Annotated in this window: 20 protein-coding genes; 12 read left to right on the top strand and 8 right to left on the bottom strand. The window is 70.5% G+C overall.

Going from position 1 to position 19,939, the window contains the following annotated elements:
* Position 1 precedes the first annotated feature (1 nt).
* On the bottom strand, positions 2-568 hold the full coding sequence (locus GVY64_RS30185; protein ID WP_159848872.1) for a hypothetical protein: 567 nt from the start codon (positions 566-568) through the stop codon (positions 2-4).
* A gap of 137 nt (positions 569-705) precedes the next feature.
* Between GVY64_RS30185 and GVY64_RS30180 the strand changes: the two genes are divergently transcribed.
* Entirely contained in the window at positions 706-1,248 is a 543-nt protein-coding gene (locus tag GVY64_RS30180; RefSeq protein ID WP_159848869.1) for a YaeQ family protein, read from the top strand.
* 169 nt (positions 1,249-1,417) lie between these two features.
* Here GVY64_RS30180 and GVY64_RS30175 read toward each other — a convergent pair whose 3' ends face one another.
* The 7 genes from GVY64_RS30175 to GVY64_RS30145 form a co-directional block, all read right to left on the bottom strand.
* Positions 1,418-1,891 (bottom strand): hypothetical protein, encoded by a 474-nt coding sequence (locus GVY64_RS30175; RefSeq protein WP_159848866.1) that lies wholly within the window; start codon positions 1,889-1,891, stop codon positions 1,418-1,420.
* A 411-nt stretch (positions 1,892-2,302) separates the two neighbouring features.
* The gene (locus tag GVY64_RS30170; RefSeq protein ID WP_159848863.1) at positions 2,303-4,024 is read right to left on the bottom strand and encodes an urease subunit alpha; all 1,722 of its coding nucleotides are present in this window, start codon (positions 4,022-4,024) and stop codon (positions 2,303-2,305) included.
* Between the two features lie 47 nt (positions 4,025-4,071).
* The gene (locus GVY64_RS30165) at positions 4,072-4,383 is read right to left on the bottom strand and encodes an urease subunit beta (protein ID WP_159848861.1); all 312 of its coding nucleotides are present in this window, start codon (positions 4,381-4,383) and stop codon (positions 4,072-4,074) included.
* 50 nt (positions 4,384-4,433) lie between these two features.
* Positions 4,434-4,736, bottom strand: coding sequence for an urease subunit gamma (locus tag GVY64_RS30160; RefSeq protein ID WP_159848859.1), 303 nt, complete (start codon positions 4,734-4,736; stop codon positions 4,434-4,436).
* Positions 4,737-4,811: 75 nt separating this feature from the next.
* Positions 4,812-5,258, bottom strand: a complete 447-nt coding sequence (locus GVY64_RS30155; protein ID WP_159848857.1) for a PaaI family thioesterase — start codon at positions 5,256-5,258, stop codon at positions 4,812-4,814.
* 42 nt (positions 5,259-5,300) lie between these two features.
* The gene (locus tag GVY64_RS30150) at positions 5,301-6,116 is read right to left on the bottom strand and encodes a carbonic anhydrase (protein WP_236567353.1); all 816 of its coding nucleotides are present in this window, start codon (positions 6,114-6,116) and stop codon (positions 5,301-5,303) included.
* Positions 6,117-6,502: 386 nt separating this feature from the next.
* Positions 6,503-7,210: a hypothetical protein gene (locus tag GVY64_RS30145; RefSeq protein WP_159848855.1), complete on the bottom strand. Its 708-nt coding sequence runs from the start codon at positions 7,208-7,210 to the stop codon at positions 6,503-6,505.
* Positions 7,211-7,359: 149 nt separating this feature from the next.
* On the opposite strand from GVY64_RS30145, the gene GVY64_RS30140 reads away from it, so the two are divergent.
* The 11 genes from GVY64_RS30140 (at position 7,360) to GVY64_RS30090 (ending at position 19,804) form a co-directional block, all read left to right on the top strand.
* Positions 7,360-8,388: a FecCD family ABC transporter permease gene (locus GVY64_RS30140; protein WP_442939647.1), complete on the top strand. Its 1,029-nt coding sequence runs from the start codon at positions 7,360-7,362 to the stop codon at positions 8,386-8,388.
* Positions 8,385-9,476, top strand: coding sequence for a FecCD family ABC transporter permease (locus tag GVY64_RS30135; protein WP_236567351.1), 1,092 nt, complete (start codon positions 8,385-8,387; stop codon positions 9,474-9,476). The genes GVY64_RS30140 and GVY64_RS30135 overlap by 4 nt, the downstream gene beginning before the upstream one ends.
* The gene (locus GVY64_RS30130) at positions 9,473-10,375 is read left to right on the top strand and encodes an ABC transporter ATP-binding protein (RefSeq protein WP_159848851.1); all 903 of its coding nucleotides are present in this window, start codon (positions 9,473-9,475) and stop codon (positions 10,373-10,375) included. Before GVY64_RS30135 ends, GVY64_RS30130 begins: the two co-directional genes overlap by 4 nt.
* A gap of 71 nt (positions 10,376-10,446) precedes the next feature.
* Positions 10,447-10,845: a BlaI/MecI/CopY family transcriptional regulator gene (locus GVY64_RS30125; RefSeq protein ID WP_040866505.1), complete on the top strand. Its 399-nt coding sequence runs from the start codon at positions 10,447-10,449 to the stop codon at positions 10,843-10,845.
* A gap of 43 nt (positions 10,846-10,888) precedes the next feature.
* Positions 10,889-11,827: a M56 family metallopeptidase gene (locus GVY64_RS30120; protein ID WP_159848849.1), complete on the top strand. Its 939-nt coding sequence runs from the start codon at positions 10,889-10,891 to the stop codon at positions 11,825-11,827.
* 180 nt (positions 11,828-12,007) lie between these two features.
* On the top strand, positions 12,008-13,603 hold the full coding sequence (locus GVY64_RS30115; RefSeq protein WP_159848847.1) for a DEAD/DEAH box helicase: 1,596 nt from the start codon (positions 12,008-12,010) through the stop codon (positions 13,601-13,603).
* A gap of 4 nt (positions 13,604-13,607) precedes the next feature.
* Positions 13,608-14,453, top strand: coding sequence for a DMT family transporter (locus GVY64_RS30110; RefSeq protein ID WP_159848845.1), 846 nt, complete (start codon positions 13,608-13,610; stop codon positions 14,451-14,453).
* Positions 14,454-14,707: 254 nt separating this feature from the next.
* Positions 14,708-16,144 (top strand): GuaB1 family IMP dehydrogenase-related protein, encoded by a 1,437-nt coding sequence (locus GVY64_RS30105; RefSeq protein WP_159848842.1) that lies wholly within the window; start codon positions 14,708-14,710, stop codon positions 16,142-16,144.
* Between the two features lie 244 nt (positions 16,145-16,388).
* A complete protein-coding gene (locus GVY64_RS30100) occupies positions 16,389-17,771 on the top strand; it encodes a hemolysin family protein (protein WP_159848943.1) in 1,383 nt (460 codons plus the stop codon).
* Complete coding sequence (locus GVY64_RS30095; RefSeq protein WP_159848839.1) at positions 17,764-18,828, top strand: hemolysin family protein; 1,065 nt, start codon at positions 17,764-17,766, stop codon at positions 18,826-18,828. Before GVY64_RS30100 ends, GVY64_RS30095 begins: the two co-directional genes overlap by 8 nt.
* A gap of 46 nt (positions 18,829-18,874) precedes the next feature.
* Positions 18,875-19,804 (top strand): 3-methyladenine DNA glycosylase, encoded by a 930-nt coding sequence (locus tag GVY64_RS30090; protein ID WP_159848940.1) that lies wholly within the window; start codon positions 18,875-18,877, stop codon positions 19,802-19,804.
* Positions 19,805-19,939: the final 135 nt, after the last annotated feature.

Raw genomic sequence — 19,939 nt, 5'->3', positions numbered from 1 at the left:
CTTACTTCATGTAGCGCAACAAACCGAGGTCCGGCTCCAGCGCGCCGTCTTGGCCCAGAGACAGGAAATCCGCCTCGACGGCGTCGCGCTCCAGCACCCCGGCCCGCACCGCGTGGTAACGCACGATCGACCAGAGGAAGACGTCGAGATCGTCGAAGCGAGTGCCTCCCTCGACGACTTCTTCCTCGTGGAACCAGATCGCGACCTGTCCGTTGGTGAGCACCAGGTACAGGTTGCCGCCGCCGTCCGCGCCGATCGAGTACACGTCGTCGTCGGTCAACTCGGTCTCGTAGTCGGAATCCACCAGTCCACAGTCGTTGCCGGCGAAATCGAAACCGTAGGACCAGGAATGGATGTCGAGGAACTGCGGCATCCGCCCGGACCGCACCCGGCGATCGAACGCCGCCAGGGCCGCCGCGGACGCGGGCGCCAACCGGTCGAGAAAGGGCGCCACGGGACGGGTTTCCTCCGGCACGATGACCGGCGGCCGATCGGCGAACCATCTCGCCAGATCGGCGTCCAGGTCGCGCTCGACATAGCCGATCAAGTCGTCACGAGTAAGTTTCACCAGCGAATCCTAGAAGCCGACAACCGCATTCGCCGTGTCGTCCGCATGTCGCGCTGCACCTGTCGGCAGCCGGAACGCACGTCCGCCGCCGTCCCCTGCGCGGACGCATGTGGTAGCCCAGGCAAACTGCTGCACCTATGGCACTCAGCGCGACACTGCACAACTTCGCCGTCCACTTGGCCGACGTCGATCGCGGCGTCTATCAGGAGCTGGAGCTGCGGGTGGCGCGTCACCCGTCGGAATCGGCGGAGTTCATGCTGACGCGCGTGCTGGCTTACTGCCTCGAGTACGAGGAGGGCATCGCCTTCAGCGACGGCGGGGTCTCCTCCACCGACGAGCCCGCGGTGCTGGTCCGTGACCTCACCGGACGCGTCACCGCGTGGATCGAAGTCGGCGCGCCCGACGCGGAGCGAGTGCACCGGGGCAGCAAGCTGGCCGGACGCGTCGCCGTCTACACCCATCGCGACCCGGTCAAGGTGCAGGCGCAACTCGTCGGCAAACGCATTCATCGCGCCGGAGAGATCCCGCTGTACAGCTTCGACCGCGACTTCATCGATTCCGCCGTCGCCGCGGTCGAACGGCGCAACGCTGTCACCCTGTCCGTCACCGAGCGCCTGCTGTATCTGGATCTCAACGGCACCGGACTGAGCACTACGGTCCACGAGCACCGGCTCACATAGAGTTCTTCGATCCGGACCGTTCGCGGTAGGCCGCCGACGCTGGTCGTCATGGTGCACGCGGGCTGTTGTACGCGACCGATCGAAGCAGTTCCCCGACCTCGCCCACGGGATCGGCGCGGCCTTCGAGTACCAGCAGGACCACCCGGACGGCGACCTTGTGGCGCTCGGGTCACCGCATCCGGCGTTCACACTCCTCGAATTCGGCGCCCGTCTCGAAGCAGTCGAAGCGGCCGCTCTGCACGTCGCCGCTGGTGGGCGGCTCGCCGCAGAGGATTCCGCAGCGTTCGTAGTTCGGGACGGCGGTGCCGTCGGGCCGGTGGCAGACGTCGCTGTCACAGGTGTAGCCACGTGTGTGGGGGTCGCGCGGGATCGGGTTACGGCTGTAGGACCACACGAATGTGTCGGTGTTCTGCACTTGCGTGCAGTAGACGGTCCGGCCGTCGGCGAGGTGGCCGACCGCGCCGGGATCCTGGCAATAGTCGTTCAAGGTGACCGTGGAACCATTCGAGGGTCCGGCCGAGCCACTGCCCGACGGCAGCGGCGCGGCCGCGGAGGTCGCGAACATCGCCGCCAGGAACGTCGCCCCGCCGACGATGCCGATCAGAACTCGACGCGCCCTCCCCCGCTCGCCCGGTTCAGCCATGCCGCCCTCCCTTCCTCGAGCTCCGGCAGGCTACCGGACTATACGCTCCTCTTCCGATCGCGTCCGTACGAGCGGCGCAAGACCGAGGCCCCCGCACTTCTTCACAGCCGTGCGTAATCCGCGGGCTCAGGCGGTGGTGAAGGGAGGGTAATCGTCGGTGGTTGTCCGCGCGGCCGCCTCGATGTAGTCGGCGAGAGCTGTGCGGGATCGGGCGAGCCCGGCGATCTGGTCGTCCAGTCGGTTCAGCCGTGATCGCCTCGCGGCCGGCAACCCGGAGCACCCGAGCAGTTCCGGCGTCTCGCCGACCGCGCAGGGCAGCAGGTAGCGATGTCCGCCGACCGCGGCCGACGCGCATCCTCCGGCGCTGCCTCGCGACGGGCGCGACGGAAGCGGGGTCGAGCTCGCCGGCGCTCAGAACAGGAAATAACGCTGTGCCATGGGCAATTCGGCAGCGGGTTGCTCGCGCCAGACCTCGCCGTCGATGCGGACGGTGAAGGTGTCCGGTTCGACCTCGATGCGCGGCATGGCGTCGTTGTGCGGCAGATCCGTCTTCGTCACGCCGCGCACGTTGCCGACCGGCACCAGTCTGCGCTGTACCCGCAGCCGGTCGGCGAGGCCGTCCTCGATCGCCTGCTCGGAGACGAAATGCAGTGAGGTGGCGGCGGCGGTCGCCGGGGCGGCGCCGAACATCGGTCGCGGCAGCACCGGCTGCGGTGTCGGGATGGAGGCGTTGGCGTCGCCCATCGCGGCCCAGGCGATCGCGCCGCCCTTGAGCACGGCGTGCGGGCGGACGCCGAAGAACGCGGGCTCCCACAGCACCAGATCGGCGAGCTTGCCCACTTCGACCGAACCGATCTCGTGGTCCAGGCCGTGCGCGATGGCCGGGCAGATGGTGTATTTCGCGACGTAACGCCGCACCCGTGCGTTGTCGGCGGCGCCGTCGCCCGGCAGGGCGCCGCGGCGGCGCTTCATCACGTGCGCGGTCTGCCAGGTGCGCAGCACGACCTCGCCGATGCGGCCCATGGCCTGCGAGTCGCTGCCGATCATCGAGATGGCGCCCAGATCGTGCAGCAGGTCCTCGGCCGCGATGGTGGACGGGCGGATGCGGCTCTCGGCGAAGGCCAGGTCCTCGGGGATCGACGCGCTCAGGTGGTGGCACACCATGAGCATGTCCAGGTGCTCGTCGAGGGTATTGACCGTGTGCGGACGAGTCGGGTTGGTCGAGCTGGGCAGCACGTTCGGATGGGCGGCGACGGTGATGATGTCCGGCGCGTGCCCGCCGCCCGCGCCCTCGGTGTGGTAGGCGTGGATGCCGCGTCCGGCGATCGCCGCGAGGGTGTCCTCGACGAAACCCGCCTCGTTCAACGTGTCCGAGTGCAGCGCGACCTGGACCCCGGCCGCGTCGGCCACGGTGAGGCAGGCATCGATCGCGGCCGGTGTGGAGCCCCAATCCTCGTGCAACTTGAATCCGGCTGCGCCGGCCCGCAATTGCTCCCACATGGCCTCGGCGCTGACGGTGTTGCCCTTACCGAGCAGCACGATGTTCACCGGCCAGCCGTCGGTGGCCTCGAGCATCCGCGCCAGATGCCACGCGCCGGGCGTCACGGTGGTCGCCTTGCTGCCCTCGGCCGGACCGGTGCCCCCGCCGATGAGGGTGGTGATGCCGCCGCCGAGCGCCTCCTCCAGGAGCTGCGGGCAGATGAAGTGCACGTGGCAGTCGATCGCGCCCGCGGTGAGGATGCGGCCGTTGCCCGCGATGATCTCGGTGGACGGGCCGACGACGAGATCGGGGTGCACCCCGGTCATGGTGTCGGGATTGCCCGCCTTGCCGATCGCACTGATCCGTCCGTCGCGAATACCGACGTCCGCCTTGACGATTCCCCAGTGGTCGATGATCACCACGCCCGTGATCACGGTGTCGGGAGCGCCTTCGGCGCGCGTCGCCCGGGATTGGCCCATCGATTCGCGCAGCACCTTGCCACCGCCGAACACGGCCTCGTCGCCCGCGCGCCCCGGTCCCCCGCTACGGTCCTCGGTGATCTCGATCAGCAGATCGGTGTCCGCCAATCGAATCCGGTCGCCCGTCGTCGGCCCGAACAGTTCGGCGTACCGGGCCCGGCTCAGCTCACTCATCGCGTCCTCCTGCACCGGGCTTGCCGGGGATCGGCCGGGCCCACCGACTAGTCATCGAGACGCCCGGGTGGGGTGCGGCTGATCCCGTGGACCTCGCGTGCGCCGCCCAGCGGCACGAGCCGCACGCGTTGCCCGAGACCGGGTTCGAAGCGCACCGCGGTCCCGGCCGGGATGTCGAGGCGGTGTCCGTGCGCGGCCGCCCGGTCGAACCGCAGCGCCGCGTTCGCCTGCGGGAAGTGCACATGGCTGCCGACCTGCACCGGCCGATCGCCGGTGTTCAGCACGTCCAGTTCGAGGCGCTGCGCGCCGGAATTCAGCTCGATGACGCCCTCGGCGCAGAAGTATTCGCCCGGTATCACGCCGGGCCTCGATTCGCCTGGGCGGCGTCCGGATACCACATACCGCCCGCCTAGCCGATCGGATGGTGCACGGTGACGAGCTTGGTGCCGTCCGGGAAGGTCGCCTCGACCTGGACATCCGAAATCATCTCCGGCACGCCTTCCATCACGTCGTCACGGGCGAGGACCGTCCGCCCCGAGGACATCAGCTCGGCGACGGTACGGCCGTCCCGTGCGCCTTCCAGCACGTGATCGGTGATCAGCGCGACCGCCTCGGGATGGTTCAGCTTGAGTCCGCGCGCTCGCCTGCGCCGGGCCAGCTCGGCGGCGTAGCTGAGCAGCAGGCGCTCCTGCTCGTGCGGTGACAGTCGCATCCGGGCTCCTCACCGGTTCACAGAGGCGGGTGACGGCCATTCTGGCACGCCCGTTCCGCCCTCGCCCCGTGACGGTCAGGAACGATGCGGCAGATTCTGCAACCGCACCTGGCCGCGGGCCACGGTGCGGTTCTGCTCGTCGGTGATGACGACCTGCCACAGCTGCTGCAGTCTGCCCCGGTGCAGCGGCGTCGCCTCGCCCGACAGCGTGCCCTCGCGCACCGCGCGCAGGAAATCGGTGTTGTTGTTCACGCCGACCACCGTGCCCTGGTCGCCGAACCAGATGCCGCCGGCGATGCTGGCGAGCGTCTCGATGACGGTGCAGTACACACCGCCGTTCTGGATGCCCGCGGGCTGGTAGAGATGCGGCTTGACGACCCACTCGCCGCGCACGCGGTCGGGGCTCAGCTCGGTGTAGCGCAGGCCGATCAGGTCGGCGAAGGTGCCTTCGCTGTAGGCGTTCATCTGCTCGGGCGTGACGTCCGCCAGCGAGCCGAACTGCTGCGTTTCCTGCTGTGTCATGTATTCACTGTCGCACAGCCCCCACCGCCCGCCGGCGCTGCCTCATCCGCCGGTCAGCGTGACCGACCGGCCGTTCAGCGGCTGGGTCGGCCGGTTGCTGTGCGTGAACAACGTCCGGTACCGGTCGGCGTCGGCGGGGGCCACCGCGACCGGACTGCCGAGCACCGTCCACGAGACGCCCTCGCTGCACGGCGGTGTGGTGAGTGAACCCTGATAGCGGTACTGGTCGGTGACACCCGGCAGCATCGAGCGCAAGTCGATCGGGCCCGGCACGACCGTCTCGGCGTCCACCGCCCGCGGCGCGACCGAGAGGATCGGCGCGAAGCCCGACGGCCCCGGCCCGGCCTGCAGCAGCACACCGAGCACAGCCACCTCGCCTGTCGCGCTCTTGTGCACGAAGTGCGCTTCCATCGTGGTACCCGCGCCGTCCACGGTGTGCTCGCTCGGCAGATGGAAATGGAATTGCACGAGCTCGAACGGCACGCCGTCGACCACGAGGCGATTTCCGTTGCCTGCCGGGAGATTCGCCTGCACGGTGTGCCCGTTGTTCCGCAGCGTCACAGTGCGCACCGAGTGGTAGTCGACGGTGGTGTGCTCGTGCGGCTCGAGCCGGGCGTGACGGGGCAGATCGACGGGCGACTGCTGATGGCCGCTCTTGCAGGTCAGGAAGTCCCGGTCCAGGTCGGCCCAATGGTCGGGGCCCTCGGCGTCGTAATCCCAGTGCGGCGCGGGGTGCGGGGAGGGTTCGCCCGCCGGTACCCGCTGCTCGCCGGAGCCGCAGGCGGGCAGCACGAGTACCGCGACCGCGGCCAGCACCGCTGCGATCGATCGGGGACGAAATGATGTGCTGATGGGCAAGTCGACAATCCCTCGAACTTCCGGCGAGCCACCGTGGAAGCTCGTGCGGAAGGGCAAGCGGGCGTCATCGACGACTCGGAGCAGGCGCGCGAGGGTGCGCACCGATGACCGTGACACGGCACCGGGCCTGATCCGCGACGCGGCGGTGACCCGCCGAGGACGGCCGCACGACGAATAACCCTGTTGCGCATCGGGTCCCGGCGTTCGTGTCGGCGTCAGACTAGATCCGGCAACGCGTGGCACGCCAGGGCGGGCGACGCAGGTCACAGGAGACAGAGCGGCGGGCCCCACCCGGAGGTGGAGCCCGCCGCGGCACGGGATCGGGGGTCACCGCAGCCCTCGGGACTCACGCGCGATCCGTACGCCGAAATCAGTATAGGTCAGGCTTACCTAACTAAGCAAGATGCCGAGCGTCGCACCGGGAGTCCGCGCTCGGCCATCGCCGCCAGCAGGGCCTGACCACGCCGCGCACCGGTCGCCGAATCGGTTCGCGCGAGGTCGGGCACGTAAGTGGAGGCCCCCGCGACGGATTCGCCGACCAGGGACCAGAACCGCCGGGCGCTCAGACCGGAGCAGCGGGCCATGCTCTGCTGGACGACCGTCAGCGCCGATTCGCAGCGATGCGCGAGCCAGACGTACATCGCCTCCGGACACGGCAAGGCGACCACACCCCGCCCACCGGTAAGCGGGTCCCCGTCGACCACGCGAATGGTCGTGTCCGACAAGCCCGCCCAGTCGATTCCGCCGTCGTTGTCGGTATGGATCCAAAGATTCTCCACGCCCGGATCCCAGGCCCGCCCCTCCGCGACGAGCAGCGCGACCACGCGTCCCACGATCGCGTGGATCAGCGCGGTGGCAACGACTTCCGCCGCGATATCGGCGCTGATCATCTCCGCGGCGTGCCGCCGGTACATGAGTTCGACGCGCCCCTCGCGCACCCCGTCGGCCAGCTGCCACCAGCGCCGCTTGCCCTGCTCCGCCATCGACGCCACGGCGTAGACCCGCGGATGTTCCGGTTGCAGCGCGCGAAGGCGGGCACAGGCGCGTCCGAACGCCGTCGGCGAGCGATGTGGCGTGGTGATGAGCTCGGTCATCGAACCTCCTCGGGGATCGGCTCCGTCGCGCGGCGCGGCGGACACTCGGCCATGCCCGTCTGTAGCGAAAGATAGGTTAGGCTTACCAGACCTAGCAACCGTATCGCTGATTTCAGGAGCAGCTCGTCGCCGTGATCTTTCTTTCCACCGTGAGGCGACGACGTCTTTCCGGACTGCTCATCTCGACCGCCCTGCTGGCGCTCGCCGTGGTCGCCGGTGTCGCGGTGGGCGCTCGATCGCTCGCGCCCGGCACCGTGTACGACGCCGTGCACCATGCGCTCACCTGCCCCGGCGGACCCTTCACCTGCGCCGCCGATTCCACGGAGGAACAGATCGTGCGCGGCCTGCGACTTGCGCGCACGGCGCTGGCGCTGGTCTGCGGGGCGGCTCTGGGCATCGCGGGCGCGCTCATCCAGGGCTACACCCGCAATCCGCTCGCCGACGCCGGGTTGCTCGGACTCAACGCGGGCGCGGCGTTCCTCGCGGCACTGAGCGTGTACCTGTTCGCCTTCAGCGCACCGGAGCAATACATCTGGTTCGCGCTCGCCGGAGCGCTGGTCGCCGGGGTGGTGGTGTTCGCGACCTCGTCCGTGGGCGGCGGGAAGGCCGGCCCGCTGAGCCTGGTGCTCGCGGGCGCGGCGATCACCGCGTTCCTGCAGGCGATGACGAACGCCGTCGTATTGTTCGACGCCGCGGCACTGGACACCTATCGCTTCTGGGTGATCGGCACGGTCGCGGGCCGGGACGCCGCGGTGTTCTGGCAGGTGTTGCCGTTCCTGGCGGCCGGCATGCTGCTGGCGGTGCTGGCGGCGCCGGGGCTGAACCTGCTCGGCCTGGGCGACGACGTCGCGCGCGGGCTCGGCGTGCACGTCGGCCGCAGCCGCGCGCTCGGGCTGGCGGCGGTCGTACTCCTGGCGGGCGCGGCCACGGCGGCGGTCGGGCCGATCGCCTTCCTCGGCCTGGTGGTCCCGCATCTCGCGCGGACGATCACCGGACCGGACCATCGCTGGCTGATCCCCTATTCCGGACTCTTCGGCGCTTTACTGCTGCTCATCGCCGATATCGCCGGCCGAGTGGTGGCCCGGCCCGGCGAGTTGGAGGTCGGGGCGATGCTGGCCGTGCTCGGCGTGCCGTTCTTCCTGGCGGTCGTGCGTCGGCGAAAGCTGGTGAACCTGTGACGATCTCGCTGCGGACCACGACCGGGCGACCCGCGCTGCGCGTAGGGCCGGTGTCGGCGGTGCTGCGACCGAGGATGGTGGTGATCGTCGCGCTCCTGGTAGCGCTGGCGCTCGGACTGTTCTGTCTGGACATCGCGGTGGGCGAGTCGCATCTGCCGCTCGGGCGCGTGCTGGACGTGTTGACCGGCGGCGGCACCAAGGCGCAGCGGTTCATCGTGCTGGAATCCCGCCTGCCCCGCGCGCTGACCGCGCTCGTGGTCGGTCTCGCGCTCGGACTGTCGGGCGCGATCACCCAATCGATCCTGCACAACCCGCTGGCCGCGCCGGACATGCTCGGCATCACGTCGGGAGCGAGCCTGGGCGCGGTCGCCGTGCTGGTCGGCACCGGCGGCGCGAGCACCGGACTGGCCGCCTCGGTCGGCGCGCCGATGGCGGCGCTGGCAGGCGGCCTGCTCACCGCCGTCGCCATCTACGTGCTCGCCTGGGGGCGCACTGCCACCGGCGCGTACGGCGCCACCGGCCTGCGACTGGTGCTGATCGGCGTGGGCGTGAACGCCCTGTTGACCGCGGGCATCAGCTGGCTGCTCACCCGCGCCGACCTGGTGGACGCCCAGCGCGTGCAGCTGTGGCTGACCGGGTCGCTCAACGCGGCCGACGCCGCGCACCTGATCCCCGCGACGATCGCCGCTGGGGTGGCCGCCCTCGTCGCACTCGCCTCCGCCCGCACTCTCGCCGCGCTGCGCCTCGGCTCCGACACCACGCGCGCGCTCGGCGTGCGCATCCAGACCCAGCAGGCCATCCTGATCGGGGCGGCCGTGGTGTCCGCCTCGGTGGCCACCGCCGCCGTCGGGCCGGTGGGGTTCGTCGCCCTCGCCGCGCCGCAGGTCGCCCGGCGCGTCTTGGGCACGCCCGGCGAACCGCTCGTCGGCTCCGCGGTCACCGGGGCCGTCCTGGTGGTCGGCGCGGACATCGCGTCCCGCACGGTGTTCCCGGTCGACCTGCCCCTCGGTGTCGTGACCGCGGCGTTCGGCGGGCCGTTCCTGCTGTACCTGCTCGTGCGTATGAACCGGAAGGCGACGCTGTCATGACGATCGCGGACATCTCCAGCACCCCCGAAGCCACGGGGCAAGCGAGCACTCCGGGGCACCGGCTCGGCGCCGAGAACGTCACGCTCGGCTACGGCGACCGGGTGGTGGTCGACGGGCTGAGTTTGAATATCACCCCCGGAGTGGTGACGACGGTCATCGGACCGAACGGTTGCGGAAAGTCCACCCTGCTGCGTTCACTCGGCCGGTTGCTGCGCCCGCGGGACGGCCGAGTGCTGTTGGACGGCAAGGCGATCTCGACGATGAAGACGAAGGACGTCGCTCGCATCGTCGGCATGCTGCCGCAGTCGCCGGTGGCTCCGGAAGGGCTCACCGTCGCCGATCTGGTCGCGCGCGGACGCCACCCCCACCAGTCCTGGTTCCGGCAGTGGTCGGGCACGGACGAGACCGAGGTGACGACCGCGCTGGAACAAACCGGGATCGCCGACCTCGCCGACCGTCCGCTCGACGAGCTGTCCGGCGGGCAGCGGCAACGCGCCTGGATCTCGATGGCGCTGGCCCAGGGCACCGACATCCTGCTGCTCGACGAGCCGACCACGTATCTCGACCTGGCACACTCCATCGAGGTGCTGGACCTGGTGGACCGCTTGCACGCCGATCTCGGGCGCACCGTCGTGATGGTGCTGCACGATCTCAATCTGGCGATTCGCTACAGCGACCAGCTGGTCGTCATGCACGCCGGGCGTGTCGTGGCCGCGGGCGCGCCGGGCGAAGTCGTGTCGGTGGAGTTGCTGCGCGAGGTGTTCGACTTGGACGCCACAGTGCTCGAGGACCCGGTGTCGGGACGGCCGATGATCGTGCCGATCGGCGCCAGGCACGTGCGCGGAAAAGTGGGTGGACCCGCTACCGGGAAGCCCGGATCCGCGCCCTATGACAAATGACACACCAGCTACTTCATGGTTACGACACCCTGTAGTACGCATCTTCGTCGTTGAGTCCCTAAAATTAGGGAATGGCAGGTCTTGGTGAACTCGAGAAAGCGGTCATGGACCAGTTGTGGTCGGCCGACGAACCACAAACGGTCCGGCAGGTGCACGAGGCTCTCGCCGCACGCCGCGAGCTCGCGTACACCACGGTGATGACCGTGCTGCAACGCCTCGCGAAGAAGAACCTGGTGGTGCAGCGGCGCGATGACCGCGCGCACCGGTACGCGCCCGTGCACACCCGCGACGAACTCGTCGCCAGTCTGATGGTGGACGCGCTGCAACAGGCCGACGCGGCGGGCAGCCGCGCCGCCGCGCTGGTCCACTTCGTGGAGCAGGTCGGCAAGGACGAGGCTGCCGCCCTGCGCGAAGCACTCGCTAAGCTCGAAGCTACCGAGGACGAGGACTCGGCGCCGCCGCCGCAGTAGACTCCTCGGGCGCCCTGGCCCCACAACGCAGTGAGCTGAGTCGATGAACGCAACCGCGCCGGTCTTCGCCGGACTCGCATTGCTTCTCGCGGGGCCTGCCCCGGCCTTGCTCAGCCGGGCGACCTGGACCTACCGGACGCCCCGAGCAGCGCTGGTGCTCTGGCAGGCCATCGCGCTCGCCGCCGTGCTCAGCGCGTTCGGCTCCGGACTGGCCATCGCCGCCGAGTTGCTCGTGCCCGGCCCCGACGGCCGCCCGACCACCGCCCCGACCAGGGAGATCGACGCGCTCGGCCTGCCGCTGTGGCTGGCCTACGTCTTCGTCTTCGCGCTCACGCTGCTGGTCGGCGCCCGGCTGATCTACGCGATCGTCCGGGTCGGCGTCCATACCCGCAGGCGGCGGGCGCGCCACCGCATGCTCGTCGATCTGCTGGACCAGAGCGGTCCGCACCGGCGTGCGGCTGACATCCGGGTACTGGCCTCGACCGAGCCGATCGCCTACTGCCTGCCCGGCCTGCGCCAGCGCGTGGTGCTCAGCGAAGGCACCCTGACCAGTCTGGCGGACGCCGAGATCACCGCCATCGTCAGCCACGAACGTTCGCATCTGCGGGCCAGGCACGATCTGGTGCTGGAGGCGTTCACGGCGGTGCACGAGGCGTTCCCCCGAGTGGTGCGCAGCAAGGCCGCGCTCGGCTCGGTCAAACTGCTCATCGAGTTGCTCGCGGACGACTCGGCAGTCAAGGTCACCGGGCCCAAGCCCCTGGCCCGCGCCCTCGTCGCGTGTGCGAAATCCACCGCGCCGCAAGGCGCGCTCGCCGCGGGCGGCCCGACCACGCTCATCCGCATCCAGCGGCTCAGCGAGCGGATCGGTGACATCCGCATCGCCACGGCCGCCTATCTCGGCTCCGCCGCCATCCTGGTGGTGCCGACACAGGCCGTGGCCGTACCCTGGCTCGTGGAACTGAGCCGGCTGTTCCACGGCTGAGCCCGCGGCACGTATCCTGGAAATTCGGTCCGCCTCCGGTCGGCCGCACCCTCTCGCTCCACCAGGCGCGCGTCATCGCCCGCGCCGCAGCGCGGTGAACCGCATCGTGCACCGCCCTCCACCCCACCGAACAGCGCGTTCCGCTGGAACGCGCCGTGCGACGAAAGGCACATCTTCCTCGTGACCCCCTCGACCACCGTCGCCGCGGCGCCCACCGCGACCTTCGCGGATCTGGGCCTGCCCGCCGTGCTCGTACAAGCACTGCGACGCGACGGCATCGAGACGCCGTTCCCGATTCAGGCCGCCACTGCGCCGGACGTCTTGGCCGGTAAGGACGTGCTCGGCCGCGGACCCACCGGTTCCGGGAAGACGCTCGCCTTCGGCCTCCCGATGCTCACCCGCCTGACGGGCGCTTCGGCCAAGCCCGGCCGCCCGCGCGGACTCGTCCTGGTGCCGACCCGCGAACTGGCCGCGCAGATCGAGCGGGCGCTCGACGAACCCGCGCTCGCGCTCGGCTTGCGGGTCGCCTCGGTGGTCGGCGGCGCCCCGATCAAGCGCCAGGCCGACCGGCTCGCCCGCGGCGTCGACCTGCTCATCGCCACGCCGGGACGGCTCGCCGACCTCCTCGCACAGGGGTCCGCCGATCTGTCCGACGTGCTGATCACCGCCCTGGACGAGGCCGACCACATGGCCGACATGGGCTTCCTGCCGCAGGTGACCAAGCTACTGGACCGGACCCCCCGCGACGGACAGCGCCTGCTGTTCTCGGCCACGCTCGACGGCGAGGTGGACAAGCTGGTCAAGCGCTATCTGCGCGCCCCCGTCACGCATTCCACCGCGCCGCCGTCGGCGTCGGTCACCACGATGTCGCATCACCTGCTGTACGTCGGTGACAAAGTGGCCAAACGGGCGATCGCCACCGAGATCGCCGCCCGCGAGGGGCTGACCATCATGTTCGTCCGCACCAAGCACGGCGCCGATCGGCTCGCCAAGCAGTTGCGCGGGGCGGGCGTCGCCGCGGGCGCGCTGCACGGCGGCAAGGCGCAGAACAACCGCACGCGCACCCTCGCCGCGTTCGCCGACGGCTCGGTGCCGGTGCTGGTCACCACCGATGTCGCGGCGCGCGGCATCCACGTCGACGGGATCTCCCTCGTCGTGCACGTCGATCCGCCGCCGGAGCCGAAGGCCTATCTGCACCGGGCCGGGCGCACCGCCCGCGCGGGCGAGGACGGCGTGGTCGTCACGCTGGTGATGGACGAAGAGCGCCGCGACGTCGAGGCCATGGCCCGCAAGGTGGGTGTCGAGGTCGACGGGGTCGCGGTCCGTCCCGGTGACCGTACGCTGATCGAGATCACCGGCGCCCGCCGCCCGTCCGGTATCCCGGTCGCGGCGGCCGCGCCGGTGGCCACCCCGGCCGCGGCACCCGCGAAACCGGCACGGCGCAAGTCCGGCAAGCGTGGTACGCCCGCGACCGCCGGTGGCCGGGGCACGGCGGCCGAGCAGCCCGGGACCCGGTCGGCCGCAGGAGCGGGCCGCGGTAGCGAATCGGTCACCACGCCCGCACGCCGACGCGGCGACGCAAAACCCGTCGTGAGCAAGACCGGAGGCCGCGGCGCTGGTTCGGCCAAGGGCACGCCCGCTCGCACCTCGGGCACGAGGAGCGGTTTCGCCGGCCGCGCCGCCACTTCCGCATCCGGCGACACGGCGGGCCGACCTCGGCGACGCGCCGTGCGAGCCCAGCAGTCTCCCACTCGAAGCAATCGAGCAGCAAACTAGTTGGGTGTCGACCCATCCGGCAGCCGCCGTCGGCTGCGCACTGCTGGCCGCGCTCCTGTTCGCGGTCGCCGCGGTCGCGCAGCAGAGTGCGGCGGCCGCGGTGCCGGAGAGCCAGTCGCTGGTCCGCTCGCTGCTGCGCGCCCCCCGCTGGTGGGCCGGCGTCCTCGGAGACGCGGGCGGGTATGCCATGCAGGTCGCCGCCCTCGCCCTGGGCGCGGTCCTGCTGGTGCAGCCGATCTTGGTGAGCGCGCTGGTATTCGCACTGCCGCTGTCCGCCCGCCTCAACGATCGCCGTGTGGCGCCGCGCACGTGGGCGACCGCGCTCGCGCTGACCGCCGCGCTGGCCTGCTTCGTGCTCGTCGGCGATCCGACCGAAGGTGATACCGGTGCGCCGCTGCGCGAGTGGCTCCTGCCGCTCGGCCTCCTGGTCGGCCTGATCGTGGCCGCCACGGCCGCGGGAATCGCGGCGCGCGAGCCCGCGTGGCGCGCGCTGCTGCTGGGGGCCGCGAGCGGCGCGCTGTACGGGCTGGCCGCCGCACTCACCGACTACGTCACCGGTCTGTTCGAACACGGTGTGGCAGACGTGCTGAGCGGCTGGCAGACCTGGGCGCTGGTCGCGGCCGGCGTGACCGGTGTCTACCTGCAACAGCGCGCCTATCAAGTAGGGCCGCTGACCGCTTCGCTGCCGGCCGTCACGGTCGCCGAGCCACTGGCCGCCGCGTTCATCGGCATCGCCGTGCTCGACGAGCGGTTGCGCGCGGACACCGCCGGGCTGGTGGTCACCGCGGGTGCGGTGGTCGTCATGGTCGCCACCACGATCATGCTCTCCCGTTCCGAAGCCGTCGCCTGAGACCACGACCGGATCGGCCGGCGCGGAAGACACCGGCGGGGCCGGCATCGGCTATCCGTCGCGCCCGACAGGCGTCGGCATCGCCCGGCCACGGTTGCGGTGCAAGCGTCCCGCGCGGCCTGCCATCGCTACGACGCAGCAGTGCTCGGCGCCCGGAGCCGCGCGGGCGGCGTTCGCACGAGGTAGCGGGGGAAATGCGGCAGCACCGCCGAAGAACGGCGCGCACCGGTCGGCGCCCGGATATCATCGGTCGAGTGCGCTTTCTCCCCGGTCATCAGCCGCCGTACGACCTGACCTACGACGACATCTTCCTCGTCCCGAATCGGACGGATGTCGCGTCGCGCTTCGACGTCGATCTCTCGACGGCCGACGGGTCGGGCACCACCATCCCGATCGTCGTGGCGAACATGACCGCCGTCGCCGGACGCAGAATGGCCGAGACCGTGGCCCGTCGCGGCGGCATCGTCGTCCTCCCGCAGGACCTGCCGATCACCGCGGCCGCCGACACCATCGCCTTCGTCAAGAGTCGCTCGCTCACCGCCGACACCCCGGTCACCCTCGACCCCGACCGCTCGGTCTCCGAGGCCGTGGCCCTGATGCACAAGCGCGCGCACGGCGCGGTCGTGGTGGTCGACGACGGCCGCCCGGTCGGCGTGGTGACCGAGGCCGCCTGCGCCGACGTCGACCGCTTCGCCCGGCTCCGTGAGGTCGCGGTCACCGATTTCGTCCGGGCCCCCGCCACCACAACACCGCGCGACCTGTTCGACCTGCTGCACACCGAGCACGCCGACTTCGCCGTGCTCACCGCCGAGGACGGCACGCTGGCCGGGGTGCTGACCCGCACCGGCGCGGTGCGCGCGGGCATCTACCAGCCCGCCGTCGACGCCGCGGGCAAGCTGCGCGTCGCGGCCGCGGTGGGCATCAACGGCGACGTGGCGGCCAAGGCCAAGTCCCTCGTGGACTCGGGCGCCGACCTGCTGGTCATCGACACCGCCCACGGTCACCAGACCAAGATGCTCGAAACCCTCACCGCGGTGCGCGATCTCGGACTCGGTGTCCCGCTGGTCGCGGGCAACGTGGTCTCCGCCGAAGGCACCAGGGAGCTCGCCGAGGCGGGCGCGGACATCGTCAAGGTCGGTGTCGGTCCGGGCGCGATGTGCACCACCCGGATGATGACCGGCGTCGGTCGCCCGCAGTTCTCCGCTGTGGCCGAGTGCGCTGCCGCTGCCAGGGAACTCGGCGTGCACATCTGGGCCGACGGCGGCGTGCGCCATCCCCGCGACGTGGCGCTCGCGCTGGCCGCGGGCGCGTCCAACGTGATGATCGGCTCCTGGTTCGCCGGCACCTACGAGTCCCCCGGCGACCTGCGCGTCGATCGTGACGGCAACGCCTACAAGGAGAGCTTCGGCATGGCGTCCAAGCGGGCCGTCGCCGCCCGTACCGCCTCCGACAGCGAATTCGACCGCGCCCGCAAGGCGCTGTTCGAAGAGGGCATCTCCAGTTCCCGGATGCGGCTGGACCCCGAGCGCCCCGGGGTCGAGGACCTCCTCGACCACATCTGCTCCGGCGTGCGCAGCGCGTGCACCTACGCGGGAGCGCGGACGCTCACCGAGTTCCACGACAAAGCCGTGCTCGGCGTGCAGTCCGCGGCCGGGTTCGCCGAAGGTCGCCCGCTGCCAAGCGGTTGGTGAGCGCCGACACGCGCCCCGAACCGCTACCGGCCCACGCCGCTCGGCGCGTGGGCCGGTAGCATGGTGATTGCCGGATAACGGCACCACGACTCATTTGCGAAAGGATCCAGTTGTCACCCGCGTCCGAGGGCGCCACTCAGGAGGGCTCCTCTACCGAGCCGGGTGACCGACCCGGCGTCCTCCTCCCCGCAGCAGTCCTGATCCGCACAGGCCCCCCCGCAGCACCGTCCAGGTGGTGCTGACCATGTCCGTCGCGCTCACCGCGCTCAGCCTGATCGGTTTCATCGCACTCACCGTCGGCACGGCCCTGTTCGTCGCCGCGGAATTCTCCCTCACCGCCCTCGAGCGCAGCACCGTCGAGGCGCACGCCCGCTCCGGTGACGTTCGCGCTCGCATGGTCCGCAGGGCGCACCGCACGCTGTCGTTCCAGCTGTCCGGCGCCCAGCTCGGCATCACCATCACCACGCTGATCACCGGTTACATCGCCGAGCCGGTGCTGGCCCGGCTGCTGGATCCGGTGTTCACCGGTCTCGGGCTGAGCGACGCCGCCGCGAGCGGCGTGGCCCTGACCCTGGCGCTGATCCTGGCCACCTCGCTGTCGATGATCTACGGCGAGCTGGTGCCCAAGAACATCGCCATCGCCAAACCCCTGGCCACCGCCCGCGTCACGGCCGGACCGATGATCGGGTTCTCGGTGGTGTTCAAATGGATGATCCACTTCCTCAACGGCACCGCCAACTGGGTGGTCCGCAGGCTCGGCGTCGAGCCCGCCGAGGAGTTGCGCTCGGCCCGCTCGCCGCAGGAACTCGGCTCCTTGGTACGCACGTCCGCGCTGCGCGGCGCGCTGGACCAGCCCACCGCCCAGGTGATGGACCGTTCCTTGCAATTCGGCGAGCGCAGCGCCGAGGAACTGATGACGCCGCGGGTGAAGATCGAATCGCTCGACAAGGACGACACCATCGCCGATCTGATCGACGCGGCGGGCCGCACCGGCTACTCCCGCTTCCCGGTGATCGACGGCGATCTCGACAACACCCTCGGCTTCGTGCACGTCAAGCAGGCGTTCACCCGCCCGGTGCACGCGCGCCGGACCTTCCCGCTGCACCGGCTCGCGCAGCCGGTCCCGATCGTGCCCGCCAGCCTGGACGGCGACGAAGTGCTCGAACGCGTCCGTGCCGACGGCATGCAGGTCGCCTTGGTCGTGGACGAGTACGGCGGCACCGCGGGTCTGGTCACCATGGAGGACATCATCGAGGAGATCCTCGGTGACGTCCGCGACGAGCACGACGAGGAGGAGCGTGACGTACGGCGCGTCTCCGACGGCTGGGACTGCTCGGGGCTGCTGCGCATCGACGAGGTCTCCCGGGCGACCGGATACGACGCGCCCGAAGGCGAGTACGAGACGCTCGGCGGCCTCGTGCTGACCAGGCTCGGGCGCATCCCGGTGACGGGCGACGAAGTCGTGCTCCCGAATCCCCGCTCGCAGCAGTGGACGGCGCCCGAGAGCCATGGCACGGGGGGCTGGATCGCGCGCGTGGAGCGCATGGATGGACGGCGCATCGACCGGGTCCGGCTGATCCCGGTCGATGCCGGCGCCCTCGCGACCAAGGAGCACAGCCATGGGTGACCTGTTCGGCGTCCTGCTCACCGTCGTGCTGCTCGGCGGCAACGCGTTCTTCGTCGCCGCCGAGTTCGCGCTCATCTCCGCCCGCCGCGACCGGCTCGAAGCGCTCGCCGCGCAAGGCAAACGCAACGCGAACACCGTCATCCGGGCGGGCGAGAACCTCTCGATGATGCTGGCGGCCGCGCAGCTGGGCATCACCATCTGTTCCATCCTGCTCGGCCGCGTCGGCGAGCCCGCCGTCGCGCACCTGCTGGAAGGCCCGTTCGAGCTGCTCGGACTGCCCGACCAACTGCTGCACCCGGTGGCGTTCGCTCTAGCGCTCACCATCGTGGTCATCCTGCACATCCTGTTCGGCGAGATGATCCCGAAGAACATCGCGCTGGCCGGACCGGAGCGCAGCGCGCTGCTGCTGGTGCCGGTGCACCTGATGTGGTTGCGGCTGGCCCGTCCGCTCATCGCGTTCTACAACCTGGCCGCCAACCTGTCGCTGCGCCTGCTGCGGATCGAGCCGAAGGACGAGCTCGAGGCCACCGTCTCGACGGTCGAGCTGGCCGAGATGATCGGCGAGTCCCGCTCCGAGGGGCTGCTCGACGAGGAAGAACACCGCCGCCTGACCCAGGCGCTCGGCACCAGCGACCGGGTGGTCGCCGACGTGATGGTGCCTCGGGACGCCACCCGATCGATCCCCCTGCGCGGCAACGGGACCACGCTCGGCGACATCGAGTCCGCCGTCGCCGAGACCGGCTTCTCCCGGTTCCCGGTGCGGGCGAACGACGGCTCGCTGGTCGGCTACCTGCACGTCAAGGACGTGCTGGACAAGGTCGCCGACGAGAGCGCCGGACCGGGTACGCCGATCCCACGCACCGATATCCGCCCGCTGCCCACGGTCGGCATGAACACCACGCTCTACGAGGCGCTGGCGCGGCTGCGACGCACGAACAGCCACCTCGGCCGCGTGGTCGACGACCGGGGCAACACCACCGGCATCGTCGCACTGGAGGACCTGGTGGAGGAATTCGTCGGCACCGTCCGAGACGGAACGCACCGGGTGGGCGAATGACGACCTGGGCAGCGCGTGACGCCGCACCGCCCGGAGCGCGGTGAGCATGCGGGTGTTGTCCGGTGCGCAGTGGCAGGCGGCCGCCGCCGCGCACCGGGCCCGGCTCGACGGATTGGTCGGGCCCTATCTCGAACGGCGGGCGCAAGGTTCGTCGCACCCGGTGATCGACTTCTTGTTCACCTATTACGGGCACAAACCCGCCCAGTTGCGACGCTGGCATCCTGGCTACGGCCTCGGGCTGGCAGACGCCGCCGAGTACCAGGGAGCCCGTGGGTATCACCGCGTCGGCGCAAGGCCGGATGCCGGGGAGCGCGCGGCGTACGTCTACACCGCCGATCCCGCCTACCTGGAAAAACGCCGCGATACCCTCGCTTTCGTCGCGGATCTGTTGCGTGCCACCGCTTCCCGGCCCGCCCAGCTCTCCTGCTTCGGCCTGCACGAATGGGCTATGGTGTATCGCTCCGACGACATCCGCCACCAGAAGGTGCCGCTGCGGCTCGGACGAGCGGGCACCGACGCCGTGGTCGACTCGATGTCCCTGCGCTGCACGCATTTCGACGCCTATCGCTTCTTCACCCCGGATGCCGTCGGACGCAATGCCGAACCGCTCACCCGCGCCGGCCAACTCCACCGCGAGCAGCCGGGCTGCCTGCACGTGAACATGGATTTGTACAAGTGGGGCTTCAAGCTCGTGCCGCTGATCTCCTCGCAGTTGCTGCTGGATTGTTTCGAGCTGGCTTGCGCCGCCCGCGAACTCGACATGCGCGCCAGCCCCTACGACCTGTCGGCGCTGGGCTACAAGCCGGTGCGCATCGAGACACCCACCGGGCGCGCGGAATACGTTCGCGCCCAGTCCGCGCTGGCCCAGCGCGCCGCCGAGCTGCGACGCACGTTCCTCGGCGTCTGCGACGATCTGCTCGCCTCGCATACCGACACGGACGCAGCCCGACGCACCGAACCGACCCATCCACGCTGACGCCTTCGGCCGGAAAACTTCGCGAATCCGGCTGCGATTCGGCGAAACTCCCCCTCGTGACGCTGGGAATCCCTACCATGCAGTGACTGTCCCAGTCACCCTGGGGAGCCGAACTCGACGACGAAGTTGGGGGGT

The organism is Nocardia sp. CY41, from assembly GCF_009829325.1.
Lineage (GTDB): Bacteria > Actinomycetota > Actinomycetes > Mycobacteriales > Mycobacteriaceae > Nocardia.
Note: the sequence above shows the minus strand (reverse complement) of the source record. Positions and strands in the feature narration are given on the sequence as shown.

What these genes read in the sequence shown, in the direction of transcription:
- GVY64_RS30095 (WP_159848839.1), top strand. Translation starts at nt 17,764, where the DNA reads ATGGGTGACCTGTTCGGCGTCCTGCTCACCGTCGTGCTGCTCGGCGGC.
- GVY64_RS30155 (WP_159848857.1), bottom strand. Translation starts at nt 5,258, where the DNA reads ATGACACAGCAGGAAACGCAGCAGTTCGGCTCGCTGGCGGACGTCACG.
- GVY64_RS30100 (WP_159848943.1), top strand. Translation starts at nt 16,389, where the DNA reads ATGTCCGTCGCGCTCACCGCGCTCAGCCTGATCGGTTTCATCGCACTC.
- GVY64_RS30180 (WP_159848869.1), top strand. Translation starts at nt 706, where the DNA reads ATGGCACTCAGCGCGACACTGCACAACTTCGCCGTCCACTTGGCCGAC.
- GVY64_RS30175 (WP_159848866.1), bottom strand. Translation starts at nt 1,891, where the DNA reads ATGGCTGAACCGGGCGAGCGGGGGAGGGCGCGTCGAGTTCTGATCGGC.
- GVY64_RS30090 (WP_159848940.1), top strand. Translation starts at nt 18,875, where the DNA reads ATGCGGGTGTTGTCCGGTGCGCAGTGGCAGGCGGCCGCCGCCGCGCAC.
- GVY64_RS30170 (WP_159848863.1), bottom strand. Translation starts at nt 4,024, where the DNA reads ATGAGTGAGCTGAGCCGGGCCCGGTACGCCGAACTGTTCGGGCCGACG.
- GVY64_RS30160 (WP_159848859.1), bottom strand. Translation starts at nt 4,736, where the DNA reads ATGCGACTGTCACCGCACGAGCAGGAGCGCCTGCTGCTCAGCTACGCC.
- GVY64_RS30120 (WP_159848849.1), top strand. Translation starts at nt 10,889, where the DNA reads ATGAACGCAACCGCGCCGGTCTTCGCCGGACTCGCATTGCTTCTCGCG.
- GVY64_RS30125 (WP_040866505.1), top strand. Translation starts at nt 10,447, where the DNA reads ATGGCAGGTCTTGGTGAACTCGAGAAAGCGGTCATGGACCAGTTGTGG.
- GVY64_RS30130 (WP_159848851.1), top strand. Translation starts at nt 9,473, where the DNA reads ATGACGATCGCGGACATCTCCAGCACCCCCGAAGCCACGGGGCAAGCG.
- GVY64_RS30145 (WP_159848855.1), bottom strand. Translation starts at nt 7,210, where the DNA reads ATGACCGAGCTCATCACCACGCCACATCGCTCGCCGACGGCGTTCGGA.